At 59.1% G+C, this 16,884-nt stretch carries 14 protein-coding genes; 8 read left to right on the forward strand and 6 right to left on the reverse strand.

The window, feature by feature from the left end:
- Window positions 1–87 precede the first annotated feature (87 nt).
- Window positions 88–714: a helix-turn-helix transcriptional regulator gene (locus tag QOL84_RS14250; protein ID WP_283437599.1), complete on the forward strand. Its 627-nt coding sequence runs from the start codon at window positions 88–90 to the stop codon at window positions 712–714.
- A gap of 84 nt (window positions 715–798) precedes the next feature.
- Here the strand turns inward: QOL84_RS14250 and QOL84_RS14255 are convergent, their stop codons facing one another.
- The 6 genes from QOL84_RS14255 to QOL84_RS14280 all read right to left on the reverse strand — a co-directional run bounded on the left by QOL84_RS14255 (window position 799) and on the right by QOL84_RS14280 (window position 6,038).
- The gene (locus QOL84_RS14255; protein WP_283437600.1) at window positions 799–1,575 is read right to left on the reverse strand and encodes an ABC transporter substrate-binding protein; all 777 of its coding nucleotides are present in this window, start codon (window positions 1,573–1,575) and stop codon (window positions 799–801) included.
- 208 nt (window positions 1,576–1,783) lie between these two features.
- Window positions 1,784–2,236 (reverse strand): molybdopterin synthase catalytic subunit MoaE, encoded by a 453-nt coding sequence (gene moaE, locus QOL84_RS14260; protein WP_038357637.1) that lies wholly within the window; start codon window positions 2,234–2,236, stop codon window positions 1,784–1,786.
- Between the two features lie 3 nt (window positions 2,237–2,239).
- The gene (locus QOL84_RS14265; protein ID WP_016985014.1) at window positions 2,240–2,482 is read right to left on the reverse strand and encodes a MoaD/ThiS family protein; all 243 of its coding nucleotides are present in this window, start codon (window positions 2,480–2,482) and stop codon (window positions 2,240–2,242) included.
- On the reverse strand, window positions 2,479–2,952 hold the full coding sequence (moaC, locus tag QOL84_RS14270) for a cyclic pyranopterin monophosphate synthase MoaC (RefSeq protein WP_093437022.1): 474 nt from the start codon (window positions 2,950–2,952) through the stop codon (window positions 2,479–2,481). Before moaC ends, QOL84_RS14265 begins: the two co-directional genes overlap by 4 nt.
- 229 nt (window positions 2,953–3,181) lie before the next feature.
- Entirely contained in the window at window positions 3,182–4,576 is a 1,395-nt protein-coding gene (locus tag QOL84_RS14275; RefSeq protein WP_283437601.1) for a PhoH family protein, read from the reverse strand.
- 337 nt (window positions 4,577–4,913) lie between these two features.
- A complete protein-coding gene (locus tag QOL84_RS14280; protein ID WP_283437602.1) occupies window positions 4,914–6,038 on the reverse strand; it encodes a polysaccharide deacetylase family protein in 1,125 nt (374 codons plus the stop codon).
- A gap of 397 nt (window positions 6,039–6,435) precedes the next feature.
- Between QOL84_RS14280 and yaaA the strand changes: the two genes are divergently transcribed.
- The 7 genes from yaaA (at window position 6,436) to algG (ending at window position 16,878) form a co-directional block, all read left to right on the forward strand.
- Complete coding sequence (gene yaaA, locus QOL84_RS14285; RefSeq protein WP_283437603.1) at window positions 6,436–7,215, forward strand: peroxide stress protein YaaA; 780 nt, start codon at window positions 6,436–6,438, stop codon at window positions 7,213–7,215.
- Between the two features lie 809 nt (window positions 7,216–8,024).
- Window positions 8,025–9,341: a nucleotide sugar dehydrogenase gene (locus QOL84_RS14290; protein ID WP_283437604.1), complete on the forward strand. Its 1,317-nt coding sequence runs from the start codon at window positions 8,025–8,027 to the stop codon at window positions 9,339–9,341.
- A 241-nt stretch (window positions 9,342–9,582) separates the two neighbouring features.
- Entirely contained in the window at window positions 9,583–11,064 is a 1,482-nt protein-coding gene (alg8, locus tag QOL84_RS14295) for a mannuronan synthase (protein ID WP_372238463.1), read from the forward strand.
- A gap of 35 nt (window positions 11,065–11,099) precedes the next feature.
- Window positions 11,100–12,269, forward strand: a complete 1,170-nt coding sequence (locus QOL84_RS14300) for an alginate biosynthesis protein Alg44 (RefSeq protein WP_129389431.1) — start codon at window positions 11,100–11,102, stop codon at window positions 12,267–12,269.
- 9 nt (window positions 12,270–12,278) lie between these two features.
- Window positions 12,279–13,787, forward strand: coding sequence for an alginate biosynthesis TPR repeat lipoprotein AlgK (algK, locus tag QOL84_RS14305; RefSeq protein ID WP_430458717.1), 1,509 nt, complete (start codon window positions 12,279–12,281; stop codon window positions 13,785–13,787).
- Window positions 13,784–15,265, forward strand: coding sequence for an alginate export family protein (locus QOL84_RS14310; RefSeq protein ID WP_283437606.1), 1,482 nt, complete (start codon window positions 13,784–13,786; stop codon window positions 15,263–15,265). The genes algK and QOL84_RS14310 overlap by 4 nt, the downstream gene beginning before the upstream one ends.
- A gap of 26 nt (window positions 15,266–15,291) precedes the next feature.
- A complete protein-coding gene (gene algG, locus QOL84_RS14315; RefSeq protein ID WP_283437607.1) occupies window positions 15,292–16,878 on the forward strand; it encodes a mannuronan 5-epimerase AlgG in 1,587 nt (528 codons plus the stop codon).
- Window positions 16,879–16,884 lie beyond the last annotated feature (6 nt).

A 16,884-nucleotide genomic window follows, 5' to 3' on the forward strand; every position in this document is an offset into this window, starting at 1 on the left:
ATCCGGATGACGCGCCCAACGGATTGCGGCACACTCGCAACGCCTCCTGATCACGGAGGCGTTGACGCTGCCTGGAGTTCCACTGTCATGACCGCCCCTGAACTCGACCCGGCGCTGGATAACTTCCGCGCCATCGCCGATGCCATCGCCACGCTGTTCTTTCCGCACGCCGAAGTGGTGCTGCACGACCTGCGCACACAGAAGGTCGACTACATCGCCAACAACCTGTCCAAGCGCGAGATCGGTGACGATTCATCGCTGGAAGACATGCTCAGCGAGGATGTCAGCGACCGTAATATCGGCCCGTACGAAAAGCTCAATTGGGACGGTCAGAAGATTCGCAGCCTGAGCACCGTGCTGCGCAACGGCGAAGGTCTGCCGCTGGCGGTGCTGTGCATCAATCTGAATATTTCGCTGTTCGAGAATGCCAAGGCCGCGCTGGACCTGTTCCTCTCGCCGAGCAAACTGATCCCGCAACCGGATTCACTGTTTCGCGATGACTGGCAGGAACGTATCAACACCTTCCTGCACGCCTGGCTGCGCGAGCGGCAACTGAGCCTGAGTGTGCTGACCCGCGATCACAAACGTGAACTGGTGCTGGCGCTGCACGCCGAGGGCGCGTTCAAGGGCAAGAGCGCCTCGAACTATGTGGCCAATGTGCTGAACATGGGGCGGGCGACGGTGTACAAACACCTGAAGGAATTGAAAGGCTGAAGATCAACAGATCGCAGCCTGCGGCAGCTCCTACAGGAAAACGCATTCCCCTGTAGGAGCTGCCGCAGGCTGCGATCTGTTCAATCAGTCGCCGTAGATATCGGACTTGAAATACTTCTCGGAAATCTTCTGGTACTCGCCACTCGCGCGAATGCCATCAATGGCGCCGTTCAACTGACTGACCAATTCGCTATTGCCCTTGCGCACCGCAATCCCCGCGCCCTCGCCCACGTACTTCGGATCCTTCAACTCAGGCCCGACAAACGCATAGCCCTTGCCGCGTGGCATCGACAGAAAGTCATTCAGCGGAATGGTATCGGCGAAAATCGCATCGAGCCGCCCCGCAGCCAGATCCATGTAGATCTCTTCGTTGTTGCTGTAGCGCTTGACGTTGATGCCCTTCGGTTCAAACACCTCGGTGGCGTAACGATCGGTGGTGGTCGCGCGCTGCACGCCGACGTTCTTGCCCTTGAGGCTGGCGTATTGATCATCAACGGTGGCGCCATCCTTCATCACCAGGCGCGACGAAGTGAAGTAGTACTTGTGGGTGAAATCCACCGACTTCTTGCGGTCTTCGTTGATGGTCATCGATGAAAGCGCCATGTCGATCTTCTTCACTTTCAGCGAAGGAATCAGCCCGTCGAACTCACCTTCGACCCACACGCACTTGACCTTCATCTGCGCGCACAGGGCATTGCCGATGTCGTAGTCGAAACCGACGATTTCACCTTGGTCGGTTTTAGAGGCGAACGGTGGATAAGCGGCTTCGATACCGATGCGCAGGGTTTGCTCGGCGGCGAACACGCTGGCGCAGGTCAACAGGCTGAGGGCCAGACCGGTGATGAGGGGGAGTTTCTTCATGTTCGTTCTCTCGCGGAAGTTGTTGTTGGTTTGGCAAGAAAGAGCTGAAACGGAGGGGAGATACTTTTTTGTACTTATAAATCCATATTGGACTTATATGTACAAATCGTCAATTCGGGGCAGAAGCAAAAAGATCGCAGCCTTCGGCAGCTCCTACAGGGGTATGCCGACCCAATGTAGGAGCTGCCGAAGGCTGCGATCTTTTGATTTACTTCTTCCAGCGATCGGCAGCTGCATGATCACTGTCCCGCCCCTCAACCCAACGCGGTCCGTCGCTGGTGTTTTCCTTCTTCCAGAACGGCGCACGGGTTTTCAGGTAATCCATGACGAATGCGCAGGCATCGAAAGCGGCCTGACGATGGGCGCTGGCGGCACCGACGAACACGATCGGCTCGCCCGGCTCGAGCGCGCCGATGCGGTGCAGCACTTCCAGCTTCAACAGCGGCCAGCGCTGCTCGGCTTCGATGGCGATCTTGCCGAGGGCTTTTTCGGTCATGCCCGGATAGTGTTCGAGGAACATCCCCGCCACATCCAGGCCATCGTTGAAGTCGCGCACATAACCGACAAAACTCACCACCGCACCGACGCCGACATTGGCCGCGTGCATCGCGTTGACTTCAGCGCCCGGATCGAACGGCGTAGCCTGCACACGAATCGCCATGGCTCAGCCTCCGGTCACGGTAGGAAAGAACGCCACTTCGTCGCCATCGACCACTGGCTCGTCGAGCTGGCAGAGGTCTTCGTTGCGCGCACACATCAGGTTCTGCTCGCTCAGCACCTCGGCGCCGTCACGTTGCGCGAGCAATGCACGCACATCGTCGACGGTGGCGAAATCGCCTTCAACCTTCACCGAATCGACGCCCAGCGCTTCCCGGTAACGGGCAAAAAACTTCACGGTCAGGTTCATGGCTGCTCCGCTTGAAAATGCCCGCTCTTGCCGCCGACCTTCTCCAGCAGGCGCACGCTTTCGATGGTCATGCCACGATCGACGGCTTTGCACATGTCGTAGATGGTCAGGGCGGCGACGCTGGCAGCCGTCAGCGCTTCCATTTCGACGCCGGTCTGCCCGGACAGTTTGCAGCGGGCAACGATGCGCACGGTGTCGTCGCCATCAGCGCTGAGCTCGACTTTGACGCCAGTGAGCATCAGCGGGTGGCACAGGGGAATCAGATCGCTGGTTTTCTTCGCCGCCTGAATGCCGGCAATGCGCGCCACGGCGAACACGTCACCCTTGGGGTGGCCGCCGCTGACGATCATCTGCAGGGTTTCGGGGAGCATGCGCACCAGCGCCTGGGCCGTCGCTTCACGGAACGTCACGGCTTTTTCGGTGACGTCGACCATGTTGGCGCGACCTTGGGAATCGAGATGAGTCAGCACGGGATTACTCCTGATCAGGAGCGGGGATTGTAAACCTGCGGGTCAAATTTCTGCGAGTCGGATTATCACGCAACCCGTGTAGGAGCTGCCGAAGGCTGCGATCTTTTGATCTGGCTTTATACAGCACAGTCAAAAGATCGCAGCCTTCGGCAGCTCCTACATTTGGTTTTGTGTTCAGGCAGAAAAAAACGGGCGGCTTTTGGGCCGCCCGGTTTTGTTGACGATGCGGTTACAGATGGGTTTCGGCGTATTCGGCCAGGATCGAGCGAGGCACCCCTTGCAGGGTGATGTGCACACCGTTGGGGAAATCCTTGAAGCGTTCAGTCAGGTAGGTCAGCCCGGAGCTGGTCGCGGACAGGTAAGGGGTGTCGATCTGTGCGAGGTTGCCCAGGCACACCACTTTCGAACCGGCGCCGGCACGGGTGATGATGGTTTTCATCTGGTGCGGCGTGAGGTTCTGGCATTCGTCGATGAGGATCAGGCTCTGCTGGAAGCTGCGACCGCGAATGTAGTTGAGCGATTTGAACTGCAACGGCACTTTGCTGAGGATGTAGTCGACGCTGCCATGGGTGTTTTCATCATCCATGTGCAGGGCTTCGAGGTTGTCGGTGATGGCGCCCAGCCAAGGCTCCATTTTTTCCGCTTCGGTGCCGGGCAGGAAACCGATCTCCTGATCCAGGCCCTGCACGCTACGCGTGGCAATGATGCGCCGATAACGTTTGCTGACCATTGTCTGCTCGATGGCAGCAGCCAGCGCCAGGATGGTTTTACCGGAACCTGCAGCACCCGACAGATTGACCAGGTGGATGTCCGGATCCAGCAGCGCATACAGCGCCAGACTCTGATAGATATCGCGCGGTTTGAGCCCCCACGCTTCCTGGTGCAGCAACGGTTCCTGATGCAGATCGAGAATCAGCAGACGGTCTTCTTCGATCTCCTTGATCCAGCCGACGAAGCCCTGCTCATCAATGATGAACTCGTTGATGTGCACCGCCGGCAGGTTGTCGATCAGTTGCACCTGGTGCCAGGTGCGGCCATGGTCCTGACGGGTTTCGACCTTGCTCACGCGGTCCCAGAAGGAGCCGGTCATGTTGTGGTAGCCGTTGGGCAGCAGCGAAACGTCGTCGACCAGTTGGTCGGTGCTGTAGTCCTCGGCGTCGATCCCGCAGGCGCGGGCCTTGAGGCGCATGTTGATGTCTTTGGTCACCAGCACTACCGGTTTTTTCGGGTCGCGGGCGTGCAGATCAATCAACTGGTTGATGATTTTGTTGTCGTTCAGGTGCTCGGGCAGAATCAGGTTCGATTCGGCCTGCTTGCTCATCAGAATTGACAGCAAGCCCTTTGGACCGCCCTTGCCGCGCTGGATCGGCACACCCAGTTCGACATCTTCCGGGGAAGCGTCGCCCAAGGTCTTGTCGATCAGCCGGATGGCCTGACGGCATTCGGCGGCCACGCTGTGATGCCCGCTCTTGAGCTTGTCCAGCTCTTCAAGCACGGTCATCGGGATCGCGACGTGGTGTTCTTCGAAATTCAGCAGGGCGTTTGGATCGTGAATCAATACGTTGGTATCGAGTACATAAAGGATTGGCTGGTTGGAGGAAGGGCTACGTCCGTGATCATCCATACTCGGTCACCTTTGTCAGAGCCAGTAGACGCAATACCTGGGCGGTGCTGCGCCTCGAAGTGACTGCCGAAATCTCACCTGCGGAGATTCAAGTGACTGCAAACAAACGGGTCTTGGAAGACGCCACCTGTGTTGCAGGTTTCGGCGGTCTGTCTTCGTAATACTCCAAAACCGATGACATAAAAAAGTACTTTGACGGTTTTTTTAAGTTTATTTTGCAGAGTGACGAAAAGCCCTTGGCGGACTGCCCAGACCCCGTTAAAGTCGGAAGTCCGCCTGCATCGAATTATTCAAAAAATTCGCCCCAAGCCCAATGTTTCCGGGCTTCTGCCGTTTCTCAGCGAAACGCGTCCTGACAGTCCTCCCAACCGATACCGCTTTGCGCCGTTTGCGTGAGCAGCCACGGCATCGAGGTCTTAACCGCGTCTTGCTTGACGTTGAAATTGATCACCCCGTGGCGCCACAACAACATCAAGGTCAGCACCCGTTGCGCGCTCGCTGCGCCCTTGAGCTTGCCGGCGCCGTCCTGGGCATCGATGTCCCACAGCGCCACTTGCAGGCCCTGACTGTTGAAGAAGTCTTGCGCGTCACTGCGGCGCTGGCCATCCGGCGGACGGAACAGCGGCACGTAGTTTTCCGGCAACTTGTTCCTGACCAGATCAGCGCTGCGCCGCACCGAATCCTGCCAGTCCTGCCAATGGCTGTGGGACCGGAACTCCCAACCCTGCACGCCGACGCACATTTGCGAGAACGCTGCTTGCAGGCTGCTCACCGAACGCTCGGCCAACCGCGCCTGAATATCCTTGCCCAGCACAAAGAACGTGCCGCTCAAATTCGACTTGCGCAGATACTCGCTTAACCAGCCGGTGTTGTCCGGTTGCAGGTTGGCGGCGCTGTCGAACGTCAGCAGAAACAGCCGGTCGTGCATCTCGTCGCCGTTACGCTCGTAGTCGCCGAAACGATCGAATTCGTTACTGGTCTGCGGCGACAGCGCAGCCTTGCGCATCAATTCGTCGAGATACTGCAAATGGAAGATCCGGCTAGGCTCGGCCCACTTGGTGTAATAGCTGTCATCGCTGACCACGAACTTGGCAGCCTGCTCACGCAGGGTCGGCAAGTCTTCAACGAGGAAGCAGAAGGAGGCGTCCTGGTCGCAGCTTTGCTGGGCGTAGTTGTAGTTGGCCAACAGGCGCTGCCAGAGGCGTTGGCGCAGGTTGTCGATCGCATCGATATTGACCGTGCGCAGGCCCAGACGCTGGGCCAATGCCGCTTCGTCCATCGACTCGGTGCCAAGCAGGCCCCGGGCGAACATGAGGATTTCCGCCCGCGACGCGACGTCGAACAGGGTCGGGCTGGTCAGCTTTTCCGGCCAGGTGCTGCGATCCAGCGTCGCAATATCGCCCGGCGCCGCGACGGCACCGCAGCTCAACAGCCACGCGGTGAATAAAAGAACAATGCGCAAAGGGGTGTCTCCATAACAAAACCCGCGCGGCACTATAGCTGATCCCACACGATTCCCCTTAGCCACGGATGATCGTTCCCACGCTCTGCGTGGTAACGCCTCCCCGGACGCTCCGCGTCCAATTCTACGGTGACGCAGAGCGTCACGGGCGGCATTCCCACGCAGAGCGTGGGAACGATCAAAGAAAGATCAAAAGATCGCAGCCTTCGGCAGCTCCTACCTGTGCCTCCATTGAATTCATTGCGATTTCATGTCAACCGCAACCTGTAGGAGCTGTCGAGCTCCAGCGAGGCTGCGATCTTGTTCCATGACACCACCGATCACCTATCACGCTCATAGCTGGAGTCAACACCGACAACCCCCTAGAATCGCCCCCACGATTAAAGGAGACGACTTCATGCTGATGGTGATTTCCCCCGCCAAGACCCTCGATTACGAAACACCGCCGGCAACCCAGCGCTTCACCCAGCCGCAATACCTCGATCACTCGCAGGAACTGATCCAGCAATTGCGCGACCTGACGCCGGCGCAGATCAGCGAGCTGATGCACGTGTCCGACAAGATCGGCGGGCTCAACGCCGCGCGTTTCGGCAGCTGGACGCCAGCGTTCACCGTAGAAAACGCCAAGCAGGCGCTACTAGCGTTCAAGGGCGACGTCTACACCGGTCTCGACGCGCAATCGTTCAGCGAAGCCAACTTCGACTACGCGCAAAAACACCTGCGCATGCTCTCCGGCCTCTACGGCCTGCTGCGCCCGCTTGACCTGATGCAGCCGTATCGCCTGGAGATGGGCACCAAGCTGGCCAACGCCCGTGGCAAAGACCTTTATGCCTTCTGGGGCACGCGTATCAGCGAATGGCTGAACGAAGCGCTGGCCGATCAGGGCGACGATGTGCTGCTCAACCTGGCGTCCAACGAATACTTCTCGGCGGTCAAGCGCACCGCGTTGAACGCGCGGATCATCAACACCGAGTTCAAGGATCAGAAGAACGGCCAGTACAAGATCATCAGCTTCTACGCGAAAAAGGCTCGCGGCTTGATGAGCCGTTTCGTGATCCAGGAAAAAATCAACGATCCAGCCCTGCTCAAGCAGTTCGACGTGCAGGGTTATCGCTACAGCGCCGAGCAGTCGAAACCCGACAATCTGGTGTTTTTGCGCGACCACGCCCCCGAATAAAGCATGCTCAATGCACGACTCTTTCTATATAGAGTCGTGCAGCTCGCACGATGTCAAAAAACCCTCGCCTTATTTCGCCATTTTTATGGCGCCAGAAAATATTCCCTGTCCTTTCTAATTTTAGTTTCACTCGACACTGATCATTTTTTTCAGTAGTGGCACCTAAATTTTTTCACGGTAGTGGCACAAAACTATCTACTGCGATTATCTCCCTATCTATAAAGGGCGAAATGGAAAGTGCTATCAAATTGAGACCAGTGCCATCTTCAACAATATTTCAAGAAATTTCAGATTGCACGATGAGTGGACAGGAACTATGTCCAAATGCGTAGCTCATACCACCGGTAACGATTCTCGTCGAGTTTGTACGAGATAACTTACGCAGAGCAGATAGCCATGTAACCAAGTTGTCACAGCAACTTGCCTAGATGACTAACTAGTCTCAAAACACAACGAAGGACAGGAGATAGGCACCATTAATATCCCCTACAAGGCCATGGCCGCGCCCCTATAACCGTGCTCGCCTGAGCACCAGACCGCTTGATCCACGGGCCTCTCGCCTGACATCGAGCGCGCAAGACCAATGCACGAGAGTCTTCCCGACAGAAGATCTGCTGCATAACAGGGCAAGTCATAACTATAAGGCCTGGTTGCGCACATCTTGAGTGCACTTATTTAGACACTCGGAACTTTGTATGCCTGCACACGGCATTGTGGCGCCTGTAAGCCGCACTTTCGAGTGCACTAGTGAACGCTGAACACCATTAACTCCGGCCTTCTAAGGCCTGATATATACAGAGGTAATTGCGATGCGCATCAGCATATTTGGTTTGGGTTACGTTGGCGCAGTATGTGCCGGTTGCCTGTCTGCACGGGGCCATGACGTGGTTGGCGTCGATGTTGCCAAAGACAAGATCGACATGATCAACGCTGGCAAATCCCCCATTGTTGAACCGGGCCTGGGCGAACTTCTGCAACAGGGTATCCAGACCGGTCGTCTGCGTGGCACGACCAACTTCGCCGAAGCGATTCGTGACACTGACCTGTCGATGATCTGCGTCGGCACGCCAAGCAAAAAGAACGGCGACCTCGAACTGAACTACATCGAAGCCGTGTGCCGCGAGATCGGTTTTGTTCTGCGTGAAAAAACCACCCGCCACACCATCGTTGTGCGCAGCACCGTGTTGCCGGGCACCGTCGCCAACGTGGTGATCCCGATTCTCGAAGATTGCTCGGGCAAGAAGGCCGGTGTCGACTTCGGCGTCGCGGTCAACCCCGAGTTCCTGCGTGAATCCACCGCCATCGCCGACTACGACCTGCCACCGATGACCGTCATCGGCGAATTCGACAAGGCTTCGGGCGACGTTCTGCAATCGCTGTACGAAGAACTCGACGCACCGATCATCCGCAAGGACATCGCCGTTGCCGAGATGATCAAGTACACCTGCAACGTCTGGCACGCGACCAAAGTGACCTTCGCCAACGAGATCGGCAATATCGCCAAAGCGGTCGGCGTCGATGGCCGTGAAGTGATGGACGTGGTCTGCCAGGACAAGACCCTCAACCTGTCCCAGTACTACATGCGCCCGGGCTTCGCCTTCGGCGGTTCGTGCCTGCCGAAAGACGTGCGCGCCCTGACCTACCGCGCAGGTTCGCTGGACGTCGAAGCGCCGCTGCTCAACTCGCTGATGCGCAGTAACGAATCGCAAGTGCAAAACGCCTTCGACATCGTTGAAAGCCACGACAAACGCAAAGTCGCTCTGCTCGGCCTGAGCTTCAAGGCCGGCACCGATGACCTGCGCGAAAGCCCGCTGGTGGAACTGGCCGAGATGCTGATCGGCAAGGGTTACGACCTGAGCATCTACGACAGCAACGTCGAGTACGCCCGTGTTCACGGCGCGAACAAGGACTACATCGAGTCGAAAATCCCGCACGTGTCGTCCCTGCTCAACGCGGACTTCGATTCGGTGATCGACAACTCCGACGTGATCATTCTCGGTAACCGCGACGAGAAATTCCGCGCGCTGGCCCAACAAGCGCCGCACGGCAAACAGGTCATCGACCTGGTCGGCTTCATGGCCAAAGCCACCGACACCGGTACGCGTACCGAAGGTATCTGCTGGTAAGGCAGACGTTGCACGGCGCCGCCCTCGCGACGCCGTGCGACAGAACCCAAATGTAGGAGCTGCCGAAGGCTGCGATCTTTACCGGAAACACTTGAGCTCCGAGTGAACCGGCAAAGATCAAAAGATCGCAGCCTTCGGCAGCTCCTACAGGGATCACCCGAATTGCGCGGGACAACGCAGTTTTTTGTAAGCCTGCCTTAACCCCATCGGGCCCGCCCCGAGATAGAGACGGATGCAGATTATGCACAGGCTAAAACACGGCCTACTTCAGGCCGCCGGTTGGCTGTTTTACCTAAGTTTGTTGATGGGCCTGGCCTTGATGCTGCCCACGTCCACATTCGACTCCGAGTCGAAGGACTTCATTTTCCTGATTGGCGCCGTGGGTATCTGGCGCTACTCGATGGGTGCAACGCACTTTGTGCGCGGCATGATTTTTCTCTACATCGTTTACCCGCACCTGCGCCGCAAAGTGCGCAAGCTGGGTAAGGCTGCAGACCCGTCGCATGTGTTTCTGATGGTCACCAGTTTCCGTATCGACGCGCTCACCACCGCTCAGGTCTACAGCTCGGTGATCCGCGAAGCCATTGACTGCGAACTGCCGACCACCGTGGTCTGCTCCATCGTGGAAATGTCCGATGAGCTGTTGGTCAAGGCGCTGTGGGCGCGGATGAATCCGCCAGAGCGTGTGAAGCTCGACTTCGTGCGGATTCCCGGCACCGGCAAACGTGATGGCCTGGCCTACGGTTTCCGCGCGATCTCTCGTCACCTGCCGGACGACCGCGCCGTCGTCGCCGTGATCGATGGCGACACCGTGCTCGGCGAAGGCACCGTGCGTAAAACCGTGCCGTGGTTCCAGCTGTTCGGCAACGTCGGCGGCCTGACCACCAACGAGTTCTGCGAAGTGCGTGGCGGCTACATCATGAGCGAATGGCACAAGCTGCGTTTCGCCCAGCGCCACATCAACATGTGCTCGATGGCCCTGTCCAAACGCGTACTGACCATGACCGGTCGTATGTCGGTGTTCAAAGCGTCAGTGGTGACCAACCCGGAATTCATCGCCGACGTTGAAAGCGACTCGCTGCAGCACTGGCGTCTGGGCCGTTTCAAGTTCTTGACCGGCGACGACAAGTCGAGCTGGTTCAGCCTCATGCGCCTCGGCTACGACACCTTCTACGTGCCTGACGCGGCGATCAACACCGTTGAACACCCGCCGGAAAAGAGCTTCATCAAGGCCAGCCGCAAATTGATGTTCCGCTGGTACGGCAACAACCTGCGCCAGAACTCGCGCGCGCTGGGCCTGGGTGTGAAACGCCTCGGCGCCTTCACCTCGGTGGTGCTGTTCGACCAGCGCGTATCGATGTGGACCTCGTTGCTCGGCCTGACCGTGGCGATCATCGCCAGCTTCAAATACGGCACCGCGTTCATCCTGGTTTATCTGCTGTGGATCGGCATCACCCGCCTGATCCTGACCCTGCTGTTGTCGTGCTCCGGTCACCGCATCGGCCCGGCTTATCCAGCGATTCTTTATTACAACCAGATCGTCGGCGCGATGGTGAAGATCTACGTGTTCTTCCGCCTCGACCAACAATCCTGGACGCGCCAACCCACTTCCCTGACCCGTGATCTCGCCAGCTTTCAACGTTGGTTCAACACCTGGTCGTCTCGGACCATGACCTTCTCCGCCGGCAGCATTTTTGTCGCCGTGCTGCTGATGATGGTCTGACCCGCCCCTATTGAATTAACAAGGAAATCGCCCCTATGAATACCGCCGTGAACGTCAACGTAGTGCATGAATCCGAAGCCCAGCGCCAACACGCCCGCGTGAAAATCCCGGCCAAACTGCGCTTCTTCGGCCCTGACCGGACACCGGTCGAAGCGCGGGTCATCGACCTGTCTGCCGGTGGTCTGGCGTTCAACGCCGGGCAAATGCCGCTGACCCTTGGCGAGGTGTACAAGGCGCGTCTGCAATTCGTCATCGACAACCTCGGCCTGGCCATGGACGTTGAACTGCAAGTGCGTTCCTACGACCGCCAGACCGGCCGTGTTGGTTGCCAGTTCCAGAACCTCGAGCAGCAGGACATTTCCACCCTGCGCCACCTGATCACCTCGCACCTGGCCGGCGACATCGTCAGCATCGGCGAAGTGCTGGCGACCCTGCAGCGCGACAATTTCACCAAGGCGCGCAAGGTCAAGGACGGTGGCTCCGGCATGACCCCGTTCGGTCGTTTGAAGGCAGTGACCTTCAGCGCCGGCGTGTTTGTCGTCGGTCTGGTTGCGGCGGGCTTCATTTTCAAATCGGTGTACGGCATGTACTTCGTCAGCCACGCGCAGGCTGGCCTCGTCAGCGTGCCGGGGATGAACATCACCATGCCGCGCGACGGCACCGTGCAGAGCCTGATCAAGTCCGACGGCGTCGCAGCGAAAGGCGCGCCACTGGCGACCTTCAGCACCAGCATGCTCGACGTGCTCAAGGGGCATCTGGACGAAGACCAACTGGCCCCGGCCAAGGTTGAAGAACTCTTTGGCAAGCAAATGACCGGCACCCTGACTTCGCCGTGCGATTGCACCGTGGCGCAGCAACTGGTGGCTGACGGTCAGTACGCGAGCAAGGGCGATGTAATCTTCCAGTTGGTGCCGCGCAACACCCAGGCCACCGTTGATGCGCGCTTCTCTTATCGCCAGTTCGGCGACGTGCGTCCGGGTACCCCGGTGAGCTTCCAGATCGCCGGCGAAGACAAGACCCGCACCGGCAAGATCGTCAGCAGCACCAGCCTGAAAAGCGCCGACCTGTCCTCCGACATCCGCGTGCAGATCCAGCCAGACGAGCCGCTCGACAGCAGCTTCGCCGGCCGCCCGGTGGAAGTGAACAGCGACCGTGGCCCGAACCTGAACTGGCTGATCGACAAAGCCATGGCTGCCGGTCTTTAAGTCGAGGACATGCCTGTGACTACTCCACCCATCCTGAAAACACCGCGATCCCTGTGGGAGCTGGCCTGCCAGCGATTGGATCAGCGCGGTGTGTCTGATGTACCGCGCCGCCTGAATCGCGAGCAGGCTCACTCCTACATGGGGACGGTGTGTGCCTTGGCGCTGGCGGTGAGTCTCGCCGGTTGCGCCGGCCTGCCCGATCAGCGTCTGGCCAACGAAGCGCTGAAGCGTGGCGACACCGCCACTGCAGCGCAGAACTATCAACAACTGGCCGATCTGGGTTACAGCGAAGCGCAAGTCGGCCTCGCCGATATCCAGGTCGACAGCCGCGACCCTGAGCAAATGAAACAGGCCGAAGCGACTTATCGTGCAGCGGCCAGTGTTTCGCCGCGTGCTCAGGCGCGTCTCGGCCGCTTGCTGGTGGCCAAACCGGGCTCCACCGAAGCCGAGCATCAGGAAGCCGAAAGCCTGCTGAAAAAAGCCGCCGCCAATGGCGAAGGCAACACGTTGATCCCGCTGGCGATGCTGTACCTGCAATACCCGCACAGCTTCCCGAACATCAACGCTCAGCAGCAGATCGATCAGTGGCGCAAATCCGGTTACCCGGAAGCGGGTCTGGCCCAAGTGCTGCTGTATCGCACCCAAGGCACCTACGACCAGCACCTGGATGACGTGGAAAAGATCTGCAAAGCCGCGCTCAACACCACCGACATCTGCTACGTCGAACTGGCCACCGTTTACCAGAAACGCGCGCAGCCAGAGCAACAAGCCGAGCTGATCAAGCAGATGCAGGCCGGTTACAGCCGTGGCACCGTCACCGCGCAGCGCGTCGATTCGGTGGCCCGTGTATTGGCCGATTCGACCCTCGGCAAGCCCGACGAAAAAACCGCGCAGTCGTTGCTTGAGCCGATCGCTCCGGGCTACCCGGCATCGTGGGTGACCCTCGCGCAATTGCTCTACGACTACCCGGAACTGGGCGACGTCGATCAGATGATGAAGTACCTCGACAACGGCCGCGCCGCCGATCAACCGCGCGCCGAGCTGTTGCTGGGCAAGCTCTACTACGAAGGCAAAATGGTTCCGGCCGACGCCAAAGTCGCCGAAGAACATTTCCAGAAAGCCGTTGGCCGCGAAGTCGCCGCCGACTACTACCTCGGCCAGATCTATCGCCGTGGCTACCTCGGCAAGGTCTATCCGCAGAAGGCTCTCGACCACCTGCTGACCGCTGCACGCAACGGCCAGAACAGCGCCGACTTCGCCATCGCCCAACTGTTCTCCCAAGGCAAGGGCACCAAGCCCGATCCGCTCAACGCCTACGTGTTCAGCCAATTGGCCAAAGCACAAAACACCCCGCAAGCCGATGAGCTGGCGACCACCCTCGCTGCGCAATTGCCGCCCGAGCGTCTGGCCGAAGCCCAACGCCTGCTGCAACAGGAGCAAGCCAGCCGTGGCGCTCTGAACCAGAACACGCTGCAACTGCACGCCCTGCAAGAAGAAGACGGCGAGGAAAAATTATGAAGTTGAATCCATTCGTGAAGGCCGGTATTGGCCTCACCTTCGCGCTGATCTGGTCTTGCCCGACACTGGCCGCGATGACTGAAACCAAGAACTTCGGCCTCGAAGTGAAAGTCACCGGCCAGTCCGAAGACGACCGTGACCTCGGCACCGCCAGCGGCGGCGACGTCAACGGCGTCGGCCTCGACCTGCGTCCGTGGATCTACGGCGAAAGCGGCGCGTGGAGCGCCTACGCCATGGGCCAGGCCGTGACCTCGACCGACATCATTGAAACCGACACCCTGCAACAATCCGACGGTGCACAAACCACCGACAGCGGTGATCGTGAAACCAAGAAAAACTACCTGGCGATGCGCGAGTTCTGGGTCGGCTACAGCGGCTTCACGCCCTACCCCGGCGAGATCCTCAAGCTCGGTCGCCAGCGTCTGCGCAATGACGACGGCCAATGGCGCGACACCAACATCGAAGCGCTGAACTGGACCTTCGACACCACCCTGTTGCGCGCCAACGCCGGTGTCGCCGAACGCTTCAGCGAATACCGCACCGACTTGAAAGAGCTGGCGCCAAAAGACAAGGATCGCCTGCACGCCTACGCCGACGCCGCTTATCAGTGGACACCGGGCCAGTGGGTCGGCATTCGCGGTCATCACACCCACGATGACGGCAAACTCGATTACGCCGAGCCGGGCGTTCCGCGCGACTCGCTGGATAAAACCCAGAACGGCGACATCAGCTGGCTCGGCCTGACCGCCGACAGCGACGCCTACAACTGGCGCAACACCAACACCGTCAACTACTGGGGCAGCATCACCGGCATGAGCGGCGACCGCGACTCGGTCAACGCGCTGAACGCCGATGGCACGCGCCCGGCACAAGCCAAGCGCAGCGACGACGTCAACGGCTGGGCCACCGACATCGGTGTGCGCCTGCGCCTCGATCCGCAATGGCAAGTCGGCGGTGCGTATGCCCGCGCCAGTGCCGATTACGAGCAGAACGGTCTGGAGAGCAACCGCTCCAACTACACCGGTACCCGTTCGCGCGTTCATCGTTTCGGCGAAGCCTTCCGTGGCGAAATGAACAACATGCAGACCGCCACCCTGTTCGGTTCGTGGATGGTCAACGACGAGTACGACGCCAGCCTGATCTACCACAAATTCTGGCGTGTCGACGGCAACAAGCCGGTCGGCAGCAACGGCATCAATGCCGTGGAAAACAACACCGACGACGCCACCGGCGCGATCCTGTCCAGCACCTCGCTGCCGCTTGAAGACGGCAACAAGGACCTCGGTCAGGAAATGGATCTGGTCGTCACCAAGTACTTCAAGCAAGGCCTGTTGCCGGCGGCGCTGAGCCAGTCGATCGACGAGCCTTCGGCCCTCGTGCGCTTCCGTGGCGGTGTGTTCAAACCGGGCGATGCCTACGGCAAGCAGGTTGATTCGTACATGCACCGCGCGTTCATCGACGTGATCTGGCGCTTCTGATGCAAACCGCCAAGGGAGTGCCCGACATGATCAGCACCAGGACAGGCTCACTCAGCCTGCTGGCCGGCGCGATGCTGCTGGCCAGCGCCGGCGCCTTTGCCAATGTGGAGCCAACGGCGCCACAACCGGCCAAGCAAGCCACCGTGGCCAAAGAGCTGCAGCAAGCCAAGACCTACACCGTCAGCAGCGCGCCGACCGAGGCGCTGCAACTGGCCAAGCCGAAACTGCCTGACCTTTCCGGCTTCACTGCCGAAGCCGCTGCGGCGAAAATCGTCCGTAGCAAACCAGGCAAGATCAGCGTGCGCCGGATGATGCAGGAAGACGCCCTGAAGGACTTCATCGGCGGCGACAACAAGATGGCCGAATGGGTGGTGCGTCAGCACGGTATCCCGCAGGCGATCTTCGTCGACGACGGCTACATGAACCTCAAGGATCTGGCGAAGAAACTGCCCAAGCAGTACTTCAGCGAGACCTCGCCGGGCGTGTATCTGTCGAAGCTGCCGATCGTTGTCGGCCGCAAAGGCATCCTCGAAATCGACGGCCAGACTCAGGAACTGCGCCTGTCGCAAGAGGCCGGTTCGTTCCTGGTCAACGACGGTCAGTTGTTCGTGCGTGATACCAAAATCACGGGCTGGCGCGAGAAGGACAACGGCCCGGCGACCTTCCGTTCGCCGAAGGAATTCCGTCCGTTCCTGCTCGCCTGGGGTGGCACCGAGACCTACATCGTCAACAGCAAGATGGCCAGCTTCGGCTACGCCAACAGTAAGTCGTACGGCGTGAGTATTTCCCAATACACGCCGAACATGGCCAAGGTCCTCAAGCGTCCTGAACCGACTGGCTGGATCGTCGGCTCCGAGTTCTCCGACATGTGGTACGGCTTCTACTGCTACGAGACCCGCGACTTCGTGGTCAAGGGCAACACCTACAAAGACAACATCGTTTACGGCATCGACCCGCACGACCGTTCCCACGGCCTGATCATTGCCGAAAACACTGTGCACGGCACGAAGAAGAAGCACGGGATCATCATTTCCCGTGAGGTCAACGACAGCTTCATCTTCAACAACAAGAGCTTCGACAACCACCTCTCGGGCCTGGTGATCGACCGTAACAGCGTCAACAACATCATTGCCTACAACGAGATCTACAAGAACCACACTGACGGCATCACCCTCTACGAGTCCGCCGACAACCTGCTGTGGGGCAACAAGGTCATCAGCAACAAGCGCCACGGCATCCGCATTCGTAACAGCGTGAACATCCGCCTCTACGAAAACGTCGCCATGGCCAACGGCTTGACCGGCGTCTACGGCCACATCAAGGACCTGAGCGACACCGACCGTGACATCAAGCTCGATCCGTTCGATGCGCAGGTGTCGCTGATCGTCGTTGGCGGTGAGCTGGCGGCCAATGGCAGCGGCCCGCTGTCGATCGATTCGCCTTTGAGTGTCGAGCTGTATCGCGTGTCGATGCTGGCGCCGACCAAATCCAGCGGCATCAGCTTCAACGGCATCCTCGGCGAGCGCCAGGATGAAATTCTCGACCTGCTGGTGCGCCAGCAGAAAGCCGTGCTGATCGACCCTGTCGAACGCCAGACCGAAATGCAGGACTGAGGATAA

Source organism: Pseudomonas helmanticensis, assembly GCF_900182985.1.
Taxonomy (GTDB): Bacteria; Pseudomonadota; Gammaproteobacteria; order Pseudomonadales; family Pseudomonadaceae; genus Aquipseudomonas; species Aquipseudomonas helmanticensis.

Bases quoted from the DNA above. Each gene is read 5' to 3' on its own strand.
- QOL84_RS14310 (WP_283437606.1), top strand. From the start codon at position 13,784: ATGAAGTTGAATCCATTCGTGAAGGCCGGTATTGGCCTCACCTTCGCG.
- QOL84_RS14255 (WP_283437600.1), bottom strand. From the start codon at position 1,575: ATGAAGAAACTCCCCCTCATCACCGGTCTGGCCCTCAGCCTGTTGACC.
- QOL84_RS14265 (WP_016985014.1), bottom strand. From the start codon at position 2,482: ATGAACCTGACCGTGAAGTTTTTTGCCCGTTACCGGGAAGCGCTGGGC.
- QOL84_RS14290 (WP_283437604.1), top strand. From the start codon at position 8,025: ATGCGCATCAGCATATTTGGTTTGGGTTACGTTGGCGCAGTATGTGCC.
- QOL84_RS14300 (WP_129389431.1), top strand. From the start codon at position 11,100: ATGAATACCGCCGTGAACGTCAACGTAGTGCATGAATCCGAAGCCCAG.
- QOL84_RS14275 (WP_283437601.1), bottom strand. From the start codon at position 4,576: ATGGATGATCACGGACGTAGCCCTTCCTCCAACCAGCCAATCCTTTAT.
- alg8 (WP_372238463.1), top strand. From the start codon at position 9,583: ATGCACAGGCTAAAACACGGCCTACTTCAGGCCGCCGGTTGGCTGTTT.
- moaE (WP_038357637.1), bottom strand. From the start codon at position 2,236: ATGGCGATTCGTGTGCAGGCTACGCCGTTCGATCCGGGCGCTGAAGTC.
- algK (WP_430458717.1), top strand. From the start codon at position 12,279: ATGCCTGTGACTACTCCACCCATCCTGAAAACACCGCGATCCCTGTGG.
- QOL84_RS14250 (WP_283437599.1), top strand. From the start codon at position 88: ATGACCGCCCCTGAACTCGACCCGGCGCTGGATAACTTCCGCGCCATC.
- yaaA (WP_283437603.1), top strand. From the start codon at position 6,436: ATGCTGATGGTGATTTCCCCCGCCAAGACCCTCGATTACGAAACACCG.
- algG (WP_283437607.1), top strand. From the start codon at position 15,292: ATGATCAGCACCAGGACAGGCTCACTCAGCCTGCTGGCCGGCGCGATG.